This window comes from Duganella fentianensis (assembly GCF_964031615.1).
In the GTDB taxonomy this organism is placed as follows: Bacteria; Pseudomonadota; Gammaproteobacteria; order Burkholderiales; family Burkholderiaceae_D; genus Rugamonas; species Rugamonas fentianensis_A.
Map to the genome: position 1 here is coordinate 319,280 of NZ_CAXIQN010000019.1, position 17,448 is coordinate 336,727.

Annotated in this window: 19 protein-coding genes; 7 read left to right on the forward strand and 12 right to left on the reverse strand. The window is 61.3% G+C overall.

Annotated elements, in window-relative coordinates:
• The first annotated feature begins 89 nt into the window (after positions 1–89).
• From folE to ABNT42_RS14080, 5 genes are all read left to right on the forward strand, one after another.
• Positions 90–794: a GTP cyclohydrolase I gene (gene folE / locus ABNT42_RS14060; protein WP_348697919.1), complete on the forward strand. Its 705-nt coding sequence runs from the start codon at positions 90–92 to the stop codon at positions 792–794.
• Between the two features lie 10 nt (positions 795–804).
• Entirely contained in the window at positions 805–1,230 is a 426-nt protein-coding gene (locus ABNT42_RS14065; protein ID WP_348697921.1) for a BLUF domain-containing protein, read from the forward strand.
• 4 nt (positions 1,231–1,234) lie between these two features.
• Positions 1,235–1,390, forward strand: a complete 156-nt coding sequence (locus tag ABNT42_RS14070; protein WP_348697923.1) for a DUF2256 domain-containing protein — start codon at positions 1,235–1,237, stop codon at positions 1,388–1,390.
• Between the two features lie 12 nt (positions 1,391–1,402).
• On the forward strand, positions 1,403–2,299 hold the full coding sequence (locus ABNT42_RS14075) for a TIGR01777 family oxidoreductase (RefSeq protein ID WP_348697924.1): 897 nt from the start codon (positions 1,403–1,405) through the stop codon (positions 2,297–2,299).
• Between the two features lie 158 nt (positions 2,300–2,457).
• Positions 2,458–3,870, forward strand: a complete 1,413-nt coding sequence (locus ABNT42_RS14080) for a sugar porter family MFS transporter (protein WP_348697926.1) — start codon at positions 2,458–2,460, stop codon at positions 3,868–3,870.
• Here the strand turns inward: ABNT42_RS14080 and ABNT42_RS14085 are convergent.
• Positions 3,867–5,177 carry a DASH family cryptochrome gene (locus ABNT42_RS14085; RefSeq protein WP_348697928.1) on the reverse strand — a complete coding sequence of 437 codons (1,311 nt, stop codon included), beginning with the start codon at positions 5,175–5,177 and terminating at the stop codon, positions 3,867–3,869. The two genes, ABNT42_RS14080 and ABNT42_RS14085, sit on opposite strands and share 4 nt — an antisense overlap.
• 196 nt (positions 5,178–5,373) lie before the next feature.
• On the opposite strand from ABNT42_RS14085, the gene ABNT42_RS14090 reads away from it, so the two are divergent.
• Positions 5,374–6,645, forward strand: a complete 1,272-nt coding sequence (locus ABNT42_RS14090; RefSeq protein WP_348697930.1) for an aminotransferase class I/II-fold pyridoxal phosphate-dependent enzyme — start codon at positions 5,374–5,376, stop codon at positions 6,643–6,645.
• 26 nt (positions 6,646–6,671) lie between these two features.
• On the opposite strand, the gene ABNT42_RS14095 is transcribed toward ABNT42_RS14090, so the two are convergent.
• The 8 genes from ABNT42_RS14095 to ABNT42_RS14130 form a co-directional block, all read right to left on the reverse strand.
• Positions 6,672–7,076, reverse strand: a complete 405-nt coding sequence (locus ABNT42_RS14095) for a response regulator (protein ID WP_348697931.1) — start codon at positions 7,074–7,076, stop codon at positions 6,672–6,674.
• A gap of 94 nt (positions 7,077–7,170) precedes the next feature.
• A complete protein-coding gene (locus tag ABNT42_RS14100; RefSeq protein ID WP_348697933.1) occupies positions 7,171–8,703 on the reverse strand; it encodes a cryptochrome/photolyase family protein in 1,533 nt (510 codons plus the stop codon).
• A 2-nt stretch (positions 8,704–8,705) separates the two neighbouring features.
• Entirely contained in the window at positions 8,706–9,200 is a 495-nt protein-coding gene (locus ABNT42_RS14105; protein WP_348697934.1) for a TspO/MBR family protein, read from the reverse strand.
• 67 nt (positions 9,201–9,267) lie between these two features.
• Positions 9,268–9,690, reverse strand: a complete 423-nt coding sequence (locus tag ABNT42_RS14110) for a nuclear transport factor 2 family protein (RefSeq protein WP_348697936.1) — start codon at positions 9,688–9,690, stop codon at positions 9,268–9,270.
• Positions 9,687–10,469 (reverse strand): SDR family NAD(P)-dependent oxidoreductase, encoded by a 783-nt coding sequence (locus tag ABNT42_RS14115; RefSeq protein WP_348697938.1) that lies wholly within the window; start codon positions 10,467–10,469, stop codon positions 9,687–9,689. The genes ABNT42_RS14110 and ABNT42_RS14115 overlap by 4 nt, the downstream gene beginning before the upstream one ends.
• 14 nt (positions 10,470–10,483) lie before the next feature.
• A complete protein-coding gene (locus tag ABNT42_RS14120) occupies positions 10,484–11,689 on the reverse strand; it encodes a cyclopropane-fatty-acyl-phospholipid synthase family protein (protein WP_348697940.1) in 1,206 nt (401 codons plus the stop codon).
• Complete coding sequence (locus ABNT42_RS14125; RefSeq protein WP_348697941.1) at positions 11,686–12,489, reverse strand: DUF1365 domain-containing protein; 804 nt, start codon at positions 12,487–12,489, stop codon at positions 11,686–11,688. Before ABNT42_RS14125 ends, ABNT42_RS14120 begins: the two co-directional genes overlap by 4 nt.
• Entirely contained in the window at positions 12,486–13,763 is a 1,278-nt protein-coding gene (locus ABNT42_RS14130; protein ID WP_348697944.1) for an FAD-dependent oxidoreductase, read from the reverse strand. Before ABNT42_RS14130 ends, ABNT42_RS14125 begins: the two co-directional genes overlap by 4 nt.
• A gap of 96 nt (positions 13,764–13,859) precedes the next feature.
• Between ABNT42_RS14130 and ABNT42_RS14135 the strand changes: the two genes are divergently transcribed.
• Complete coding sequence (locus ABNT42_RS14135) at positions 13,860–14,465, forward strand: helix-turn-helix domain-containing protein (protein ID WP_348697945.1); 606 nt, start codon at positions 13,860–13,862, stop codon at positions 14,463–14,465.
• 15 nt (positions 14,466–14,480) lie between these two features.
• Here ABNT42_RS14135 and ABNT42_RS14140 read toward each other — a convergent pair whose 3' ends face one another.
• The 3 genes from ABNT42_RS14140 to ABNT42_RS14150 form a co-directional block, all read right to left on the reverse strand.
• On the reverse strand, positions 14,481–15,113 hold the full coding sequence (locus ABNT42_RS14140; protein ID WP_348697947.1) for a protein phosphatase CheZ: 633 nt from the start codon (positions 15,111–15,113) through the stop codon (positions 14,481–14,483).
• Positions 15,114–15,272: 159 nt separating this feature from the next.
• The gene (locus ABNT42_RS14145; protein WP_348697949.1) at positions 15,273–16,655 is read right to left on the reverse strand and encodes an ATP-binding protein; all 1,383 of its coding nucleotides are present in this window, start codon (positions 16,653–16,655) and stop codon (positions 15,273–15,275) included.
• Positions 16,652–17,338, reverse strand: coding sequence for a response regulator transcription factor (locus tag ABNT42_RS14150; protein WP_348697950.1), 687 nt, complete (start codon positions 17,336–17,338; stop codon positions 16,652–16,654). Before ABNT42_RS14150 ends, ABNT42_RS14145 begins: the two co-directional genes overlap by 4 nt.
• Positions 17,339–17,448: the final 110 nt, after the last annotated feature.

Genomic DNA, 17,448 nt, shown 5'->3' on the forward strand with positions numbered 1-17,448 from the left:
GGTAGCAGAAATTACCAGCTAGTAGTATCATGTGCACAGTGTGCTGTGCGGCGGCTTGCCTGCCAGTGCTATTTAATGAAAGTGGCCACATGAACTACCAGCCTATTCCTGCCGAGCAGCAGAACTCCAGTGTTTCCGAGCGTATCCGCGCCCGTCTCACCGCCAGCGGTACGCGTTTCCATGCCAACGATAATATCGCGGCATTTATCGAACCGGGCGAGATGGACCAGCTACTCGATGAGGTCAGCGCACGCATGCAGGGTGTGCTGGAAAGCCTGGTCATCGATACGGCCAGCGATCACAACACCCAGGGCACGGCGCGGCGTGTGGCGAAAATGTACCTGCAGGAGATTTTTGGCGGGCGCTACACCCCGCCGCCGCCGGTTACCGAGTTTCCCAATGCGGCCCATCTCAATGAGTTGATGATTATTGGTCCGATCACGGTGCGTAGTGCCTGTTCGCACCACCTCTGTCCTATCATGGGCAAAGTCTGGATAGGGGTGATGCCTAACCAGCATTCCAACCTGATCGGCCTGTCCAAGTATGCCCGCCTGGCAGCCTGGGTCATGAATCGTCCCCAGATACAGGAGGAGGCCGTGGTTCAGCTGGCCGAATTGCTGCAAGAAAAGATGCAGCCGGACGGTCTTGCCGTCATCATGGAAGCCGAACATTTCTGCATGCACTGGCGCGGCGTCAAGGATACCGATGCCCTGATGGTTAATAGTGTGATGCATGGCTCCTTCCTCAAAGATCCCGCCTTGCGCCGCGAATTCCTGTCTCTTATCAAACGCTAACGGAGTCACCATGCTAGTTCAACTTCTGTACGCCAGCCGGGCAGCATCCGATACCACCGCAGCCACCGTCAGTGTGATTTTGCAGCAAGCTCGTTTGCATAACCCGGCCGAGGGTATCACCGGGGTGCTCTGTCATGGTGACCGGTTCTTCCTGCAATTGCTGGAAGGGGGGCGGGAGCAGGTCAACCGTCTGTTCTCGCGCATCCAGCGCGATAGCCGGCATACCGATGTGGTAGTGCTGCACTATGCCGAAATCACCGAACGGCGCTATGCCGGCTGGACCATGGGCCAGACCAATCTGGATAGACTGAATCCGGCCACGCTGCTGCGCTATTCGGCGCTGCCCGTGTTCGATCCGTTCCAGTTACCCGGTAGCAGCTCGATGGCACTGGTGGATGAGTTGATCGCATCGGCCTCGGTGCTGGGCCGCGCCTGAAGCCATGGCGCACAAGAAGCTCAGCCTGCCGCAGAAGCTGTGCCGGCACTGTGGTCTGCCTTTCAACTGGCGCAAGAAGTGGGCGCGTGACTGGGAGCAGGTGCTGTACTGCTCCGAACGCTGCCGGCGTAGCCAGCGTCCTGCGGGCGCCATCACCTGAGGTTAGTGCCGTATGAAAATACTGATTACCGGAGGGAGCGGCCTGATAGGGCGCGCACTGTGCCAGCGCTGGCATGTGGCCGGACATGAGTTGACCGTGCTGAGCCGCACGCCTAATCGCGTGGCTGCCCTTTGCAGCGGTGCCCACGGTGTCGCGGCACTCAGCGAGCTCGATGCGGCATATGTGCCGGATGTGGTGGTGAATCTGGCGGGGGCGCCGATCGCCGACGCGCGCTGGAGCGCAGCGCGCCAGCGCCTGCTATGGGAGAGCCGCATCACGGCAACGCAGGACCTGGTGCGCTGGATGGCCAGCAGGCCTGCTGCAGTGCCCGTGCTGCTTTCGGCTTCGGCAGTGGGCTGGTATGGTGATGCGGGCGAGCAGACGGTCGACGAGCACAGCAGCCAGTGTGGCGCTGATTTTGGTGCGCGCCTTTGCGCAGCATGGGAACAGGCCGCCCAGCAAGCTTTGCAGAGCGGCAGCCGGGTAGTGGTGCTGCGGATTGCCCCTGTGCTGGCGGCACAGGGCGGGATGCTGACGCGGCTGCTGCCGCCATTCCGGCTGGGGCTGGGCGGACGCCTCGGCCATGGACAACAGTGGATGCCGTGGATACATCTGGACGATCTGCTGGCGCTGTGCGATCACCTGTTAGCAAAGCCCGATAGTCAGGGCATCTATAACGCCTGCGCGCCAGAACTGGTGCGGAATGCCGAATTCAGTCGCCAGCTGGCCGGCATCCTGCAGCGGCCGGCGCTGCTACCTGCGCCGGCATGGCTACTACGCTGCTTGCTGGGCGAGATGTCGGTGTTGCTGCTGGGCGGGCAGCGTGCCATGCCGGCGCGTACGCTGGCGAGCGGCTTCAACTTCCGTTTCGGTGGACTGCCGCAGGCGCTGCGCAATCTGCTACCTTGAATGATGTGTGGTTTTTCTGCGGCAACTTTTTGTCGAATGTAGGAAAACTACAGAAAGCTCGCTATACTCCCGTAAAACGATTACAGATCAATTTCTGCGGGCGCCCCTAACCATGCCGCTTTGCATTGCACGTCCATCCAACATTACGGATCACTTGTATGCAACTACATCATGGCAGTGAAGCTGGCGACGCCAGTGCTAGCGGCTCCGCGCCGCAGCAACTAACGGGCAAATTGTTGTTCTGGGCCATCACGTCGGCCCTGGCAGGTTTTCTGTTCGGTTTCGACACGGTGGTCATTTCCGGCGCCGAGCAGACTATCCAGAAACTCTGGGGCTTGAGTGCCGGCATGCACGGGCTGGCGCTTGGCGCGGCACTGTATGGCACGGTACTGGGCTCGCTGCTGGGCGGCTGGCCGACCGACCGCCTGGGGCGACGCGCTACCCTGCAATGGATAGGTGTGCTGTACATCCTGTCTGCGCTAGGCTGCGCACTGGCCAATGATGTTACGACCTTCATCATTGCGCGCTTTATCGGCGGCATAGGCATAGGCGTTTCCACCATCGTGGCGCCGCTGTATATTTCCGAGATCGCGCCGGCTGCTGTGCGGGGCCGGTTGGCCGGCATGTTCCAGTTCAACATCGTGTTCGGCATCGTGGTGGCGTTTGCCTCCAATGCCATGCTGGCCGGTACGGGCGAGCAGGCGTGGCGCTGGATGCTGGGCGTGGCGGCCATTCCATCCGTGCTGTACACGCTGTTCTGTCTGGGTTTGCCGGAAAGCCCGCGCTGGCTACTGACACGCAAGGGTGACCGTGAGGGCGCGCTGGCCGTGATGCGCCTGATCCAGCCGCGGGCCGCTGAGGCCGATCTGCAGGCGCAGGCTGAAGCCATACAAGGTGCTTCGGCCCAGCCGGTGCAGAGCAGTAGCGGTTTCTGGAGCTGGCGCCTGCGCAAACCGATTGCGCTGGCATTTCTGGTGGCGTTCTTTAATCAGCTTTCCGGCATCAACGCGATTCTGTATTTCGCGCCCCGTATTTTCGAGCTTACCGGGCTAGGTGCCGAAGCGGCGCTGCTGCAGTCGGTGGGCATAGGCGTCACGAATCTGGTGTTTACTTTCGCTGGCCTGTGGCTGATCGACCGGCTGGGACGGCGCAGCCTGCTGTACATCGGCTCGCTAGGTTATATCCTGTCGCTGGGACTGTGCGCGTGGGCCTTCCAGACCAGCCACTTTGCCATTGTGCCGGCCTGTATCTTTGCCTTCATTGCGGCCCATGCAGTGGGGCAGGGCGCGGTGATCTGGGTGCTGATTTCGGAAATCTTCCCCAACCGTTACCGCGCACAAGGCCAGACGCTGGGTAGCGCGACGCACTGGGTATTTGCCGCCTTGCTGACGACGCTGTTCCCGAAGATGGTGGAGTTGTCCGGCGCTAACGAGCAGCCGACGCAGGCATCGTGGATCTTCCTGCTGTTCTGCCTGATGATGGTGCTGCAGCTGGTATGGGTGCGCGTCGCCGTGCCGGAAACCAAGGGCGTGGCGCTGGAGCAGATCCAGCGCCAGCTGGGTATCGATTAGTTACCTGCAACTCCCCATAGCTGGCGGTAGCTGCCGTCGGCGTCATGCTCAACCGTCTGTTTGTCGATATTGAAGTGGCGCCCGCCACGGGGATCGCTACCGCGTCCCGCGATGTAGAGCCAGTTACCCTGATTGCTGTAGACGTCGTAATCGAGCAGGCAGGCTTCGAACCAGGCGGCACCAGCGCGCCAGTCGCCCTGCATTTCATTGAGCCAGTAGCTGGCCACCACTTGGCGCAGACGGTTGCTCAGGTAGCCACTGTGTCGCAGCTCGCGCATGGCGGCATCCACCAGCGGCACGCCTGTCTGGCCGTGGCACCAGCGCTGGAAGGCGGCACTATCGTGCGGGGGCACCGGCTTGCCGCTCAGGCCACCGGCACGATACAACTTGGCGCCGTGCTGCAGGTGGAGGAAACGGAAATAGTCGCGCCAGAGCAGTTCGAACCACAGCCAGTAACTGCCCTCGCTGGCGCCTTGCTGGGCTTCGTGCTGCTTCAGGGCGGCATAAATCTGGCGTGCCGAAAGCGCCCCACTAGCCAGCCAGATCGACCACTTGCTAGAGAAGTCACGGCCGCTCAGCTGGTTCCGGGTCTGCTTGTAGTGGGCCGGCAACGCGCTGTCCAGATAGTGCTGCAGTTGCGCTCGCCCGGCGCGTTCGCCCGCCGCCAGTCCTTGCAGCGAGGAGCGCGGATCGTGTGGCGCTGTGCTGTGGTACGGTGCTGTCACGGCCGACAGTGTGGCGCGGGCTGGCATTGCCGCTAACGCGCTGTCAAGCGCTGGCGGTGGCAGCAGTCGATCGGGCGCAGGCTGCGCCGGGGGCGGTGCGATGCGACGCTGCTCTACAGCTAGTCGGAACGGCGTGAAACTGGCCGGTAGACTGTCGGCTGGCCAGGGCAAAGCGGCCGGGTCGAGGAGACTGCTTTGCCAGATGCTATGCACGCGGATTCCTGCCGCACGCAGATCAGCCACCTGCTGTTGTTCATAGGGAGCAGCGATCTCCTCGCAGTAGATGGCCGACGCATCGAGTGCGCTCGCCAGTTGCGGTAGCACCTGCGTGACCGGCAAGGTATAAATCTGTAACTCATGACCGAGCGCCTGTAGTTGCTGCTGCAGGTCCACGAGCGCATCCCTCAGCCACGCGCGCCGCAGCGGCCCGATGCCAGCGCAGCCCCACCTTGTCGGGCTGTCCATCTCGGGCAGGCAGTAGACTGTGACTAGCCGCTCGGCACCGGAGGTCAGTGCAGCCTGCAGGGCTGGCTGGTCGTGCAGTCTCAGGTCATTGCGGAACCAGTAAATCACCGTTTTCATGGGCGGAGGCGAGGCTAAGTTTTTAATGGGAGGTATCGTAACCGCTGGCGCGAAAATTTTCAGGCGCTGCAGCGGCGGATGGCGGCTTGCGACATTTTTCGCATAAGGATGTGCAATTAAAATCGTTGAGCGAGTTAAGCCTTTCTTTTAAGCTGGTGTGGTGTTTTGATTAACCCGCTGGAAAAATGGAGACTGAATGAAGCTGGAAACACTTGCCGTACACGGCGGCTATCAACCTGATCCGACCACCCGCGCGGTGGCGGTACCGATCTACCAGACCGTGGCCTATGCTTTCGATGATACCCAGCACGGAGCCGACCTGTTCGATCTGAAGGTGCCGGGGAATATCTATACGCGCATCATGAACCCCACCCAGAATGTGCTGGAACAGCGCGTGGCCGCACTGGAGGGTGGCATCGCAGCACTGGCACTGGCGTCGGGGCAGGCCGCGATTACTTACGCGATTCAGACCATCGCCGAAGCGGGCGACAACATCGTTTCCGCTTCCGCGCTGTATGGTGGCACGTACAATCTGTTTGCCCATACGCTGCCGCAGTTCGGCATTAGCACGCGCTTTGCCGATGCCCGCAATCCCGCTTCGTTCGAGGCGCTGATCGATGCCCATACCAAGGCCGTGTTCATCGAATCGATCGGCAACCCCTTGGGCAATATCACCGACATTGCGGCCATCGCCGACATCGCCCATCGCCATGGCGTGCCCCTGATCGTGGATAACACGGTGGCCTCGCCTTATCTGCTGCGTCCGATCGAACATGGTGCCGACATCGTGGTGCATTCGCTGACCAAATATCTGGGCGGTCATGGCAATTCCATCGGCGGTGCGATTGTCGATTCCGGCAAGTTCCCCTGGGCTGACCACCCGCAGCGCTTCAAGCGCCTGAACGAACCGGACGTGTCCTACCATGGCGTGGTCTACACGCAGGCGCTGGGGCCGGCCGCCTACATAGGCCGCGCGCGCGTTGTGCCGCTGCGCAATACCGGCGCGGCGATCTCGCCCTTCAACGCATTCCTGATCTTGCAGGGTATCGAGACGCTGGCACTGCGGATGGAGCGGATCACCGAGAATGCCCTGAAAGTGGCGCAATTCCTCGGCCAGCATGGCAAGGTAAAGTGGGTCAATTATGCGGGGCTGGAAGGCCACCGCGACCATGCACTGGCACAGAAATATCTGGGCGGGCGCTCGTCCGGATTGCTCACTTTCGGCGTCCAGGGGGGAGTAGAAGGGGGCGCGCGCTTCCAGGATGCGCTGAAACTGTTCACCCGTCTGGTGAATATCGGTGACGCCAAGTCACTGGCCTGCCATCCCGCTTCTACCACGCACCGTCAGCTCAACGAGCAGGAACTGGAGAAAGCCGGTGTGACGGTGGATACGGTGCGCCTGTCAGTGGGCATCGAACATATCGACGATCTGCTGGCTGATCTGGATCAGGCGCTGGCCGCGGTGTAGTCGGGCCAGGAGCGCGCGGCCGTCGCTCAGGCGGTGGCAGCGCGCTTCTGGGTGATCTTCTCGATCTTGTCCTTCAGGGTGGCGCTGGTGAAGGGCTTGACGATGTAGCCATCGGCTCCGGCCTGTGCCACCGAAAGAATATTGTCGCGCTTACCTTCGGCAGTGACGACCAGTACCGGCATGTTGCGGAATTCGCGCGTGCTGCGCACAGTCTTCAGCAATTCCAGACCGTCCATCTGCGGCATGTTCAGGTCGGTGATGATGAAGTTGATAGGCGGGACAGCATCGTTGTGGTTCAGGCGTGCCAGCGCTTCGCGGCCATCGGCTGCTTCCGTCACTTTGCCGTAGCCGAGATCCTTCAGTAGATTGCCGATCACGGCACGCATACCTGAAAAATCATCGACGACCAGAAAATGTAGATCCACCAGCATGTGCAACCCTGATACGCCCGTTGCCGGGCAAATTTAGCGAGGACGCATCTTATCATTAACCGCTACTTCTGTCCCATACGCGCCAGTACGTAGACTACAGCGTTTCCAGCGCGGCGCGGCTCTGGCTAGCCTGTTCCTGCAGTGCTGCAAGCGTGCCCGGTTCCATCTTACGCAATTGCATGTAGACCATGCCCAGGCGCTGATTCTTGCCCAGCGTGGCAGCATTGCGCTGGAAAAAATCCCAGTACAGCGCGTTATAGGGACAAGCCCGCTCGCCCGTCCGCAGTTTCTTCTGGTAGAAACAGCCCTTGCAGTAGTCGCTCATGCGGTCGATATAGGCGGCACTGGCCACATACGGTTTGGTGGCCAGCAGGCCGCCATCGGCAAACTGGCTCATGCCCAGTGTGTTAGGCAGTTCCACCCACTCGAATGCATCGATATAGACGCCGAGATACCATGCGTGCAGGGCTTGTGGCGAGAGGCCTGCCAGCAGACTGAAATTGCCGATCACCATCAGTCGGTTGATATGGTGGCTGTGCGCGTGTTCGAGCGACTGCCCGATGGCAGCGGCCAGACAGCGCATGCGGGTCTGGCCATCCCAGAACCAGTGCGGTAGTGGTGTCTGATGGCCGAAGGCGTTGAGCTGATCGTAGCCAGGCATGCGGTGCCAGTACACGCCGCGTACATATTCGCGCCAGCCCAGTATCTGTCGGATATAGCCTTCCGCCGAGGCCAGCGGCACGGTGCCGGCCTGATAGGCGGCTTCCACCCTTGCGACTACGGTCTGCGGGTCCAGCATCTTGCTGTTCATGGCGAACGACAGCAAGGAATGAAATAGCCGCCACGCCTTGCTGCTCATGGCGTCCTGAAAACGGCCGAAGTGGGGCAGCGCATGCTGGATGAAATGGTCGAGCTGCCGCAGCGCTTCGGCGCGATTCAGCGGCCAGCGGAAATCTGCTGCGCTGGGTGCCCCAAAGCTGGCGATGCCGGCATCCTGTATGGTCTGCCACAGTGCACTGTGGTCGTGGCGCGGGCGTATATCGGCAGGCTCCCATGGTGTGCCGGGCCACGCTTCGCGGTTGTCGTGGTCGAAGTTCCACTGATCGCCCAGCGGCTTGCCGCTGGCCGTCATCAGCACCCCGTGGTGGCTGCGCATCCGGCGGTAGAACGACTCCATCAGCCAGCGCGCACGGCCATCGAAGTGGCGCGCCGCTTCGTCGCGGCTGGTATAGAAATGCTCGCTGTCGTCCATCTGCGCCGCTATCGAAAGTTGCGCAGCATAGTTCTGCAGCTGCTGGTCCAGCCGGTATTCGTCCGGCGCCTGCCAGTGCAAGGCGCCCGCCTGATAGCGCGCGATCAGAAAGTCCAGATTGGCGGTGAGCGACTGCCGATTGTCGACGTCATCGATACGCAGATAATGCACGCGGTGGCCGGCCTCCTGTAGCTGTCTGGCCATCTCGCGCATGCCGGCGAAAATCGCGATGATTTTCTGCGCATGATGCAGCACGTAGTCGGTCTCCTGCCGCACTTCCATCAGCACGAAAACCACCTCAGGATCAGTGGTGCGGAACCAGCTATGCTCGCAGTTAAGCTGGTCGCCCAGTATCAGTTTCAGCGTGGTGGCCATGCTTAACCCAGCTGCGCAGGATTCATCTGCCAGATCGCGAAGCACAGCGCGCCGGCAAAGCTAACCCAGCAAAGATAAGGCCATAGCAGCATACCGGCTAGGCGATCCAGCCGGCCAAATTGGAGGATGGTGGCAAGGATCAGCGCCCACATCGCCAGCAGGCAGACGAAGGCCAGAGCGCCCTGATGCCAGCCGAAGAACAGCCAGCTCCACAGCGCATTCAGTGCCAGTTGTGCCGCGTAGAGCAGCAGTGCTTTGCCGCTGCCTACGCCCTGGTGGCGGCTGATGCGCCACGCCGCAATCGCCATCAGCAGGTAGAGTACGCTCCAGACGGGGCCAAACAGCCATGCCGGTGGTGCCCAGTCGGGCCGCTGTAGGGCCGCGTAAAAAGTCGGTGCGGACAGCGAAGCGCGCGCGCCGATAGCGGCGCAGGCAAAAGTGAGGGGAAACCAGATCAGTTGAGACAGCAGTTTGCTAGGGCGAGTGGTAAGTGTCATGAAAATCAGGATAGAGCGGTTGATTAAAAGTCGGCGTACTAAAGCCCGCCGCGGCGCTGGTGCGGCTTTAACTGGTGTGGACGCGGAACTGCCGGCGCAGCCAGCGTATCGGCGCACCAACCAAGGGCAATTTCTGCAGCAACTCCTCGGCGGCATCCCAGTAGTCGCGGTGATGGGTCACGCGGCCCTCGGCGTCAAACTGCAAATGGCTGCCGCCTTCCACCTCGTAGTACTGGCCGCGCAGACGGAAGCTGAAGATCCACGTGGCAAACGCCTGCTGCTCCTGCACGATGCAGCCGGTAATAACGAAGCGCGGCTGTTCGGTAGTGGCGAACATATGCCGGAAGATGGCAGTGATCGCCGCCACACCTTGCACATCGTTGAAGGGATCGCGGAAGCGGGCATCGGCGGCGTAATAGCGCGCCGCCTGTGCCAGCGTGTGCGGTGTGAGGCTGGCATACCATTCCAGCAGCGGAGTAGCGATAGTCATGTGGGTACCAGAAAATGCGTCATCAGGGCGAAGCGCAGGCGATAGGGCAGCCAGCGCAGTAGCTTGAGCACCAAGGTGAAGCGGCGCGGGAAGTGGATCTCGAAAGCGCCCGCGCTCAGGCCTTTGCGGATGGCCTGCGCAGCCGCCTGCGGGGTTTGCAGGGCCGGCATGGCGAAATCGTTCTTGGCCGTCAGCGGGGTCTGCACGAAGCCGGGGTTGATCAGGTAGACACCCAGCCCGCGCGGACGCAGATCGGCGTACAGCAGTTCCGCCAGATTGATCAGCGCCGCCTTGCTAGGGCCATACACCGTGGCATTCGGCAGACCGATATAGCCGGCTACGCTAGCGACGATGGCAATGCCGCCGCTACCGCGTGCCAGCATATCCGGCAGTACCGTGGCCAGCCCCGTGTAGACGCTGCCCAGATTCACCGCCAGCGTATGGGCCGCGCCTTCGGCGCTGACCTGCCAGCTACGTTCGGGGTGGTAATCGGCGGCGCAGAAGATGATCAGGTCCACCCCGCCGAAGCGCTGGCAGACTTCCTGATAGCGCTGCTGCCAGTCGTCCTGACTGACGATGTCGAAAGGCGCGACGAGTGCCTGCGGCGCGGCGGCGGCAACTGCCTGCAGACGGTCGACGCGGCGCGCCGACAGGGCCACCCGGGCACCGGCGGCCAGCAGTTCCTGCGCCAGGGCAGCGCCGATGCCGCTGGAGGCGCCGATCAGCCAGACCCGCTGCTGCGACCAATCGGTGATGCGGGCGTTGAGTTGGAAGGGCATGGCGCTATTCCCGCTCAGACTTTGCGCAGATGGAACTGCACCACGTCGGTACGGCCTTCATCGAAGGCCGCTTCGCAATAGGCGAAGTACAAATGCCAGATACGCAGGAAGCGCTCGTCGAATCCTTGCTCCATGATTTGGGTACGGGTGGCGCGGCATTGCTGGTCCCAGCGGCGCAGGGTTTCGGCATAATCGCGTCCGAACGCGTGGCGGCCCTGCGGCTGCAGACCGGCACGCAGTGCACCGGCTTCGAAGCGTTCCACGCTAGGCAGCATACCGCCGGGGAAGATGTACTCCTGTATGAAATCGGTACTACTGCGATAGCGGTCGAAATGCTGTTCGGCGATGGTGATCGATTGCACCAGCGCCTGTCCACCGGGCTTTAATCTGGCTTGCAGGGTGCGGAAGTATTCGGGCCAGTACTGTTCGCCCACGGCCTCGAACATTTCGATTGAAACGATGGCATCGTAACTGCCTTGCAGGTCGCGGTAGTCGCACAGTTCTACCTGAGCGCGGTCGTGCAGCCCCAGCGCCTGCAGGCGCTGGCTGGCGATCGCCAGTTGCGATGGCGAGATCGTCACGCCATGTACATGGATGCCTTGCAGCGCGGCCTGCTCGGCAAAACCGCCCCAGCCACAGCCCACTTCCAGTACGCGGTCACCGGGGCGCAGTTGCAGTGTGTCGATGATGCGCTGGTATTTGCGGCGCTGGGCTTCGCGCAGCGTCATACTGTAGTCGCCATTGAACAGCGCACTGGAATAAGTCCAGCTGCTATCGAGCCACAGGCGATAGAAATCATTGCCGATATCGTAGTGGGCATGGATATTGCGCTGGCTGCCTTTACGTGTGTTGGGGCGCAGCCAGTGGCGCAGCCGATACCAGCAGCGTGCCAGCACGCCGCCGAACAGCACCTGATCGAGCGCATCTTCATTGCGCAGCGCCAGCCGCAGCAGCGGCGTCAGTTCGGGCGTGCTAATCCAGCCCGCAGCATAAGCTTCGGCAAAGCCGATATCGCCGGCCTGCAGCATGCGCTGACAGCCGCGCCAGTCGTGGATCTGCAGGACCGCATGGATGCCGCTGTGGGCATCGCCGTACAGCATGCGGGTGCCGTCCGGCGTAATCAGCTCCAGATGGCCATGACGCAGTTTGCCCAGCAGGCTAAGAAACAGGCGCGCGCCGGCAGGAATGCTGCTGGCGGGATTGGTCAGTGTATGGGTCATAGCGTGAACTCCTGATGCACGGTGGTCGATTGAAGCGGCGCCGCTGGCTGGCGGAAGAAAGGCACCCGTTTCAGCCACAGGCGCAATGCTTGCCAGTGGATGCGGGCAACGATGCCTAGCCCAAGTAGAGGGAAACGCACTAATGCAGTCAGTACGGCGCGATCGTCCAGCGCTTGTGGCCTGCCGCTGACGCTGGTGCGCAGCAGCAGGCCTTGGCGGTCGTAGTAGTCGATGCTGGTGCTATGCGCGTGCTGCGCCAGCCGGAAGCGGAAACGGTAATGTCCTTCGACCGCGCAGAACGGTGAAACGTGCATCTGTTTGCTGGCCTGTACGCTGCGGTGCTGGCCATCGGCCGCGCCCAGCGTCAGCAGATAGCGGTGGGTTTCGCCAAAGGTGCTGTTGACTTCGGCCAGTACGGCGCGCAGCTGTCCGTCGGCAGCGTAGCAGTGCCAGAAACTGACGGGATTGAAGACATAGCCGAACACGCGCGGAAAGGTCTGCAGCCAGATCTCGCCGTCGGCCTGTACGCCGTGACTGGCCAGAAGCTTGCGCATCCATGCTTCCAGACTGGAGCCATCGCGCGGACCGTAGTCGCGCGTACGCACGGACAGTGGGCGCCAGCGGTCGATGCCGAACCAGCGCGTGCCGGCCTGTTCTATGTGCGCCAGATTCAGGCGCACATAGAACACCGGATAGACAAAGCGGTGCAGGGCAGGTCGCAGGCGCGCATGCATGACCTGTCCCTGCATCAGCTGGGCGGCGTGCCGGATGGGGGACTGATGGACGGTGGGCTGATTCATGGCAGCGTGGTCCATGCCGGTGCGACTTCAAACGCCCGGGCGATGCGCAGGGCCGATTTGAGGCCGTCTTCGTGGAAGCCGTAACCGGTCCACGCGCCGGCAAACCAGAGACGGTCCTTGCCCTGTATCTGACCCAGTCCCTGCTGGGCATCGATGGCCGGCTGGTCCATGATGGGATGCTCGTAGTGGAAACAGGCCAGCGTGTGCTGGGCGGCCGGCGGGGTTGGCGGGTTAAGCGTTACCATCACGGGCGTGCTGAATGGCAGTTGCTGCAACTGGTTGAGCCAGTAGCTCACGCACACGGGGCGTTGGCCACCCTGTAGCGGCGCAGACAGGTAGTTCCACGCCGACCAGACTTTACGCAAGCGCGGCATCAGTGCCAGATCGGTATGCAGGTAGGCGGTGTTCGGCTGGTAGCGCACGCGGCCCAGCAGCGCGCGCTCCTCGGCGCTGGCATCGAGTATGGCCAGCGTGGTGGGGGCGTGGGTGGCAAACACCACGGCGTCATATTCTTCGCTCCCTTGCGCCGTCGTGACAGTCACACCTTCTGCATGGCGTTGTACCTTCAGCACCGGACTATTCAGGCGGCAGTCGGGCAGGGTGGCCGCGATCTTGCTGACATAGTTGCGGGCGCCACCTTGTACGGTGCGCCACTGTGGCCGGTTGTTTACCTGCAGCAGCGCATGATTGAGGCAGAAGCGCAGGAAGGTGGTGGCGGGGAACTGCAGAATGTCGCTAGGCGAACTAGACCAGATGGCCGCCGCCATAGGCAGCAGATAGGCATCGCGGAAAGTCTCGCCATAGCCATGTCGTGCCAGCAGTTGCCCCAGCGTCAAAGGCTGCTGTTCAGCCTCGGCCAGAAAGCGCGTGGCGTTGCCGTTAAAGTGCAGGATGTCGCGCACCATGCGCAGGAAGCTGGGCTTGAACAGATTGCGGCGCTGGGCAAATACGGTCGATAAACTGGTGCCGGCCCATTCCAGCGCGCCATGCGCCATCGACACGGCAAAAGACATGTCGCTGGCGGTGCTGGCCACGCCCAGTTCTTCGAACAGTGCGATCAGATTCGGGTAGGTGCGTTCGTTGTAGACCAAAAAGCCGGTATCGACACCGTGCGTATGTCCATCCAGTGTGACGTCCACCGTATTGGTGTGGCCGCCCAGATAGCTGCCCGCTTCATACAGCACCACCTGATGGCGGCGGTTGAGGAAGTAGGCGCTGGCGAGCCCGCTGATGCCGGCGCCGATGATGGCAATGCGTTGTGGTGTCGAAGTCATAGTCGCTTGGGTTGGTGTAGGCCGTTTCACTACCGGCGTGCTAATATTACTACTAGCCAAACCAAAATGCTACTGATTAGTAGCGAAATTTTACCAATGAGTATCTTCAACAAATTAAGCTTTAAAAATCAGGCATTTAAGTTGCGTGAGCACGCCATTCTCGACGCAACGACGTCTGTCTTGAGCAGCAAAGGCTACGATCTGATGACGATGGATGATGTCGCCGGTGCCGTCGGCATCTCCAAACCCAGCCTGTATAAGCACTTCAAATCGAAGGAAGAACTGGTTGGTGAAGCGCTGATCCGGCTACTCGATGGCGCGCTGGAATTCATGGCGGGGCTGGATAAGGCGCTGGGTCCACTGGAGAAACTGCAGGCGCTGCTGGAATGGGCCTTGCGCGTGCGCCTGGAAGGGGGCTTGCCGTTTCTGCCGTCCACCAGTGCCCATGTGCGCGATATGCTGATGCGCAACGTGAAGTATATGATGAAGGTGCTCAAGCTGAACCGTCAGCTGGAGGGGCTTGTGAAGCAGGCGCAGCAGCAGGGACTGCTGAATGCGCAACTGCCTAGCGATGTGATTCTGTTCAGCTATTACGCCCGCACCTGCGATCCGGCCGTGGAATATCTGCAGAAATTCAGCAAGATGTCGACCGATGATATCGTCAGCAATATGCTGAAAGTCTGCTTCGAAGGTTTGCGTTAGACGCTGCCGTGCGGTTTAAAAGCCCAGATCGGCCAGCAGGTCGTCCACATCGTCCTGCTTGAGTGCAATCCCGCCTGCCGCGCCCGGGCCGGCCAGCAGTTCTTCCTTGTTGATACGGGTGAGCGCACCCGGCGGTGCAGCGTCGATCAGCAGTTTGAGCAGGTCGTTTTCCGTCCGCTCCAGTACGCTTACCACTTTCTTGATTAGCTGTCCCGTAAGGTCCTGGAAGTCCTGCGACAGCATGATTTCCGACAGGGCTGCGTGGGTAGTGTCGTGGTCGGCGCGAGCTTGCGCCAGATAGCTCAGGGTTTGCGCCATCAGGGTCTGCATCTGGACAGGTAGCTGGGCATCGCCCGACATGGCTTGCCATTGCTGTTGCAGATCGCTGGCCTGGCTGGCCAGTGCCTCCTGTATCGGCTGCACGTGTTCGACCTTGTTTAACACGGTATTGGCGGCGCGCTCCGTCAGTTCGCCGATGTGTATCAGTCGCTCGCGCGCCGAGGGCAGTTCGCACACGGCATCGGCCAGCGCTTCATCGGCGCCCAGCTCGCACAAGGCATCGTGCAGGTCGCGCACAATCAGACCCAGCCGGCTGAATACGGCTGCGTTGTTGGTCGTTGGTACAGCGGAGGTTTTAGTCCCGGTCATGCCAGCATCCTTATTGATCGAACAGCTTATTGAACTGGTGGTTGTGGTGTCAGCGCAGGCGGGATAATTGCTATCCTATACATCAATATTATCCTGTGGAAACCACAATAGGCGTAATAATGCGCCAATTCAACAAATAATTCAATAAATTTGTTGGATTTAACTGATTTGCATAGTTGTGTCGGGATGCGGGAAGCGGATCTGTATGCGCAAGCCGTGGCCGTTTGCTGCCACCCCCAAGGTGATGCTGGCACCGTGCATTTCCACGATCTGACGCACGATCGACAGGCCCAGACCGGAGCCGGGCAGACTGGCATCGGCCAGCCGGACAAAGCGTTCGAAGACGCGCTCGCGCATGGCTGCTGGAATGCCGGGCCCGTCGTCGCTGATTTCCAGTACGGCCTGCTGTTGCTGCACACCGCAGCGCAATTCGATGTGGCCACCCTCCGCTGTATAACGCATGGCATTTTCCAGCAGATTACGCAGCAAGATCAGCATGGCATCCGGATTGATCAGGCAGGGTGCCGGTGCCAGTGTCGCTTGCAGCTGGCGCTGCTGGCGGGCTGCCGTCTCGCGCCATGCAGGCAAAGCCTCGCCGATCAGGCCGGCCAGATCGGCGGCGACCAGTGTGCTATTGCGCTGATACAGGGGATCGAGTCGTGACAGGGTCAGCAACTGATCGACCAGCCGGCTGGCCCGATCGACGCTGATGCCTAGCGCGCTGACAAATTCGTCGCGTTCAGCATCATTGCGTGCCCGCTGTATCACCTGCAAGTTAGTCTTGATGGCAGCCAGCGGAGTGCGCAGTTCATGCGCTGCGTCGGCCGTGAAGCGCTGTTCGCGTTCCATGGCGCGCCGTACCCGCTCGAACAGACGGTTGATCGCCTCCAGCAGGGGCAAGACTTCGCGCGGTACACCGGCCAGACTGACGGAGGCCAGATCGTTGGGGGTGCGGCTGGCCACTTCGCCAGTGCTCTGCTGCAGGCCGTGGAACAGGCGGCGTACGCTCCACCAGATGGCCAGCGCCGCCAGCGCCAGCAGCGCCAGCGCGAAACCGGCCAGTTTGTAGGCGAAACGGTGGGAAATGTCTTTGCGATGGGTGATGGGTTCGGCCACCTGTATCTGCAACTGGCCGCTATTGCTCCAGCTGGCGTAGACGCGCTGGCGCCCGTCGGCACTATCGAGCCAGCGCATGCCGCTATCGGCGCGGGGCCAGATAGGCTGGTCGGGTGCACCGGGATTTTTATACAGCAGGCGCCCCTGATCGTCCCAGATCTGGTAGAGCAGGTACTGGCGGTGATTGAGCTCGGCGGGTACGGCCACGATGATGGGCGAAGCGCTGCCATGTTCGCGTACCTCGTACTCGGCCAGCGACAGCAGCAGGTGGGCCGTTTCTTCCAGCGACTGGTCAAACAGTTCCTGACTTTCGTTATCGGCTTCCACATACACGATTACGGCGCTCAGTGCCCATAGGGCGAGCGTCAGCCCGATCAGCCAGCGGAACAGTGCATTGCGCAGCGACCAGACGGGCTGGCTGCTCATGCGGCGGCACCATTGCTGGCAGTGTCCGGTTTATCGATGCAGTAGCCGATCGCATGCACGGTGCGGATCAGATCGCGCCCCAGCTTCTTGCGCAGATGGTGGATATGCACCTGTATGGCATTGCTCTCCACTTCTTCGCCCCAGCCGTAGAGGCTTTCTTCCAGTTGCAGCCGGCTCAGGATGCGGCCCCGGTTTTCGATCAGGGTGAGCAGGATGCTGTATTCGCGTATCGTCAGCGGCACTTCCACGCCGGCCTTGCGCACATGGCGGTCAGCCACGTCGATCACGATATCGCCGTGGCTGAAGGTGGCGCGGCTGCGTCCCGTGGCACGTCTGGCCGCACTGCGGATGCGCGCCGTCAGTTCGTCCAGATCGAAGGGTTTGATGATGAAGTCGTCGGCGCCGCCATCCAGACCGGCAATCCGGTCCGGCACCTGATCGCGCGCCGTCACAATCAGGATGGCGCCTTCGTAGGCGCTCGCGCGCAAGCTGGCCAGCACGCTCATGCCGTCACGGTCGGGTAGTCCCAGATCGAGCAGCACGCAGCCGTATTGATGCAGACGGGCTGCCGTCAGCGCGCTCTCGCCGTTGCGCACCCAGTCCACCGCATAGCCGCTCTGTTCCAGTCCGATCTGGGTGGCGCGGCCCAGTTGCGGGTCATCTTCTGCCAGTAGTATCCTCACTTTGCACTCCTGCTCTGATCATGGAAGAGATACTAATTTCCGCTTGTTAAGAACTTCTTAACAACTGGATTTCACTATGGCCAGCATCGTCCAACTGCTAAGCCACACTA

What these genes read in the sequence shown, in the direction of transcription:
- ABNT42_RS14065 (WP_348697921.1), top strand. Translation starts at nt 805, where the DNA reads ATGCTAGTTCAACTTCTGTACGCCAGCCGGGCAGCATCCGATACCACC.
- ABNT42_RS14095 (WP_348697931.1), bottom strand. Translation starts at nt 7,076, where the DNA reads ATGCTGGTGGATCTACATTTTCTGGTCGTCGATGATTTTTCAGGTATG.
- ABNT42_RS14120 (WP_348697940.1), bottom strand. Translation starts at nt 11,689, where the DNA reads ATGACCCATACACTGACCAATCCCGCCAGCAGCATTCCTGCCGGCGCG.
- ABNT42_RS14070 (WP_348697923.1), top strand. Translation starts at nt 1,235, where the DNA reads ATGGCGCACAAGAAGCTCAGCCTGCCGCAGAAGCTGTGCCGGCACTGT.
- ABNT42_RS14145 (WP_348697949.1), bottom strand. Translation starts at nt 16,655, where the DNA reads ATGAGCAGCCAGCCCGTCTGGTCGCTGCGCAATGCACTGTTCCGCTGG.
- ABNT42_RS14140 (WP_348697947.1), bottom strand. Translation starts at nt 15,113, where the DNA reads ATGACCGGGACTAAAACCTCCGCTGTACCAACGACCAACAACGCAGCC.
- ABNT42_RS14105 (WP_348697934.1), bottom strand. Translation starts at nt 9,200, where the DNA reads ATGACACTTACCACTCGCCCTAGCAAACTGCTGTCTCAACTGATCTGG.
- ABNT42_RS14080 (WP_348697926.1), top strand. Translation starts at nt 2,458, where the DNA reads ATGCAACTACATCATGGCAGTGAAGCTGGCGACGCCAGTGCTAGCGGC.
- ABNT42_RS14100 (WP_348697933.1), bottom strand. Translation starts at nt 8,703, where the DNA reads ATGGCCACCACGCTGAAACTGATACTGGGCGACCAGCTTAACTGCGAG.
- ABNT42_RS14090 (WP_348697930.1), top strand. Translation starts at nt 5,374, where the DNA reads ATGAAGCTGGAAACACTTGCCGTACACGGCGGCTATCAACCTGATCCG.
- ABNT42_RS14125 (WP_348697941.1), bottom strand. Translation starts at nt 12,489, where the DNA reads ATGAATCAGCCCACCGTCCATCAGTCCCCCATCCGGCACGCCGCCCAG.
- ABNT42_RS14110 (WP_348697936.1), bottom strand. Translation starts at nt 9,690, where the DNA reads ATGACTATCGCTACTCCGCTGCTGGAATGGTATGCCAGCCTCACACCG.
- ABNT42_RS14130 (WP_348697944.1), bottom strand. Translation starts at nt 13,763, where the DNA reads ATGACTTCGACACCACAACGCATTGCCATCATCGGCGCCGGCATCAGC.
- folE (WP_348697919.1), top strand. Translation starts at nt 90, where the DNA reads ATGAACTACCAGCCTATTCCTGCCGAGCAGCAGAACTCCAGTGTTTCC.
- ABNT42_RS14085 (WP_348697928.1), bottom strand. Translation starts at nt 5,177, where the DNA reads ATGAAAACGGTGATTTACTGGTTCCGCAATGACCTGAGACTGCACGAC.
- ABNT42_RS14135 (WP_348697945.1), top strand. Translation starts at nt 13,860, where the DNA reads ATGAGTATCTTCAACAAATTAAGCTTTAAAAATCAGGCATTTAAGTTG.
- ABNT42_RS14075 (WP_348697924.1), top strand. Translation starts at nt 1,403, where the DNA reads ATGAAAATACTGATTACCGGAGGGAGCGGCCTGATAGGGCGCGCACTG.
- ABNT42_RS14115 (WP_348697938.1), bottom strand. Translation starts at nt 10,469, where the DNA reads ATGCCCTTCCAACTCAACGCCCGCATCACCGATTGGTCGCAGCAGCGG.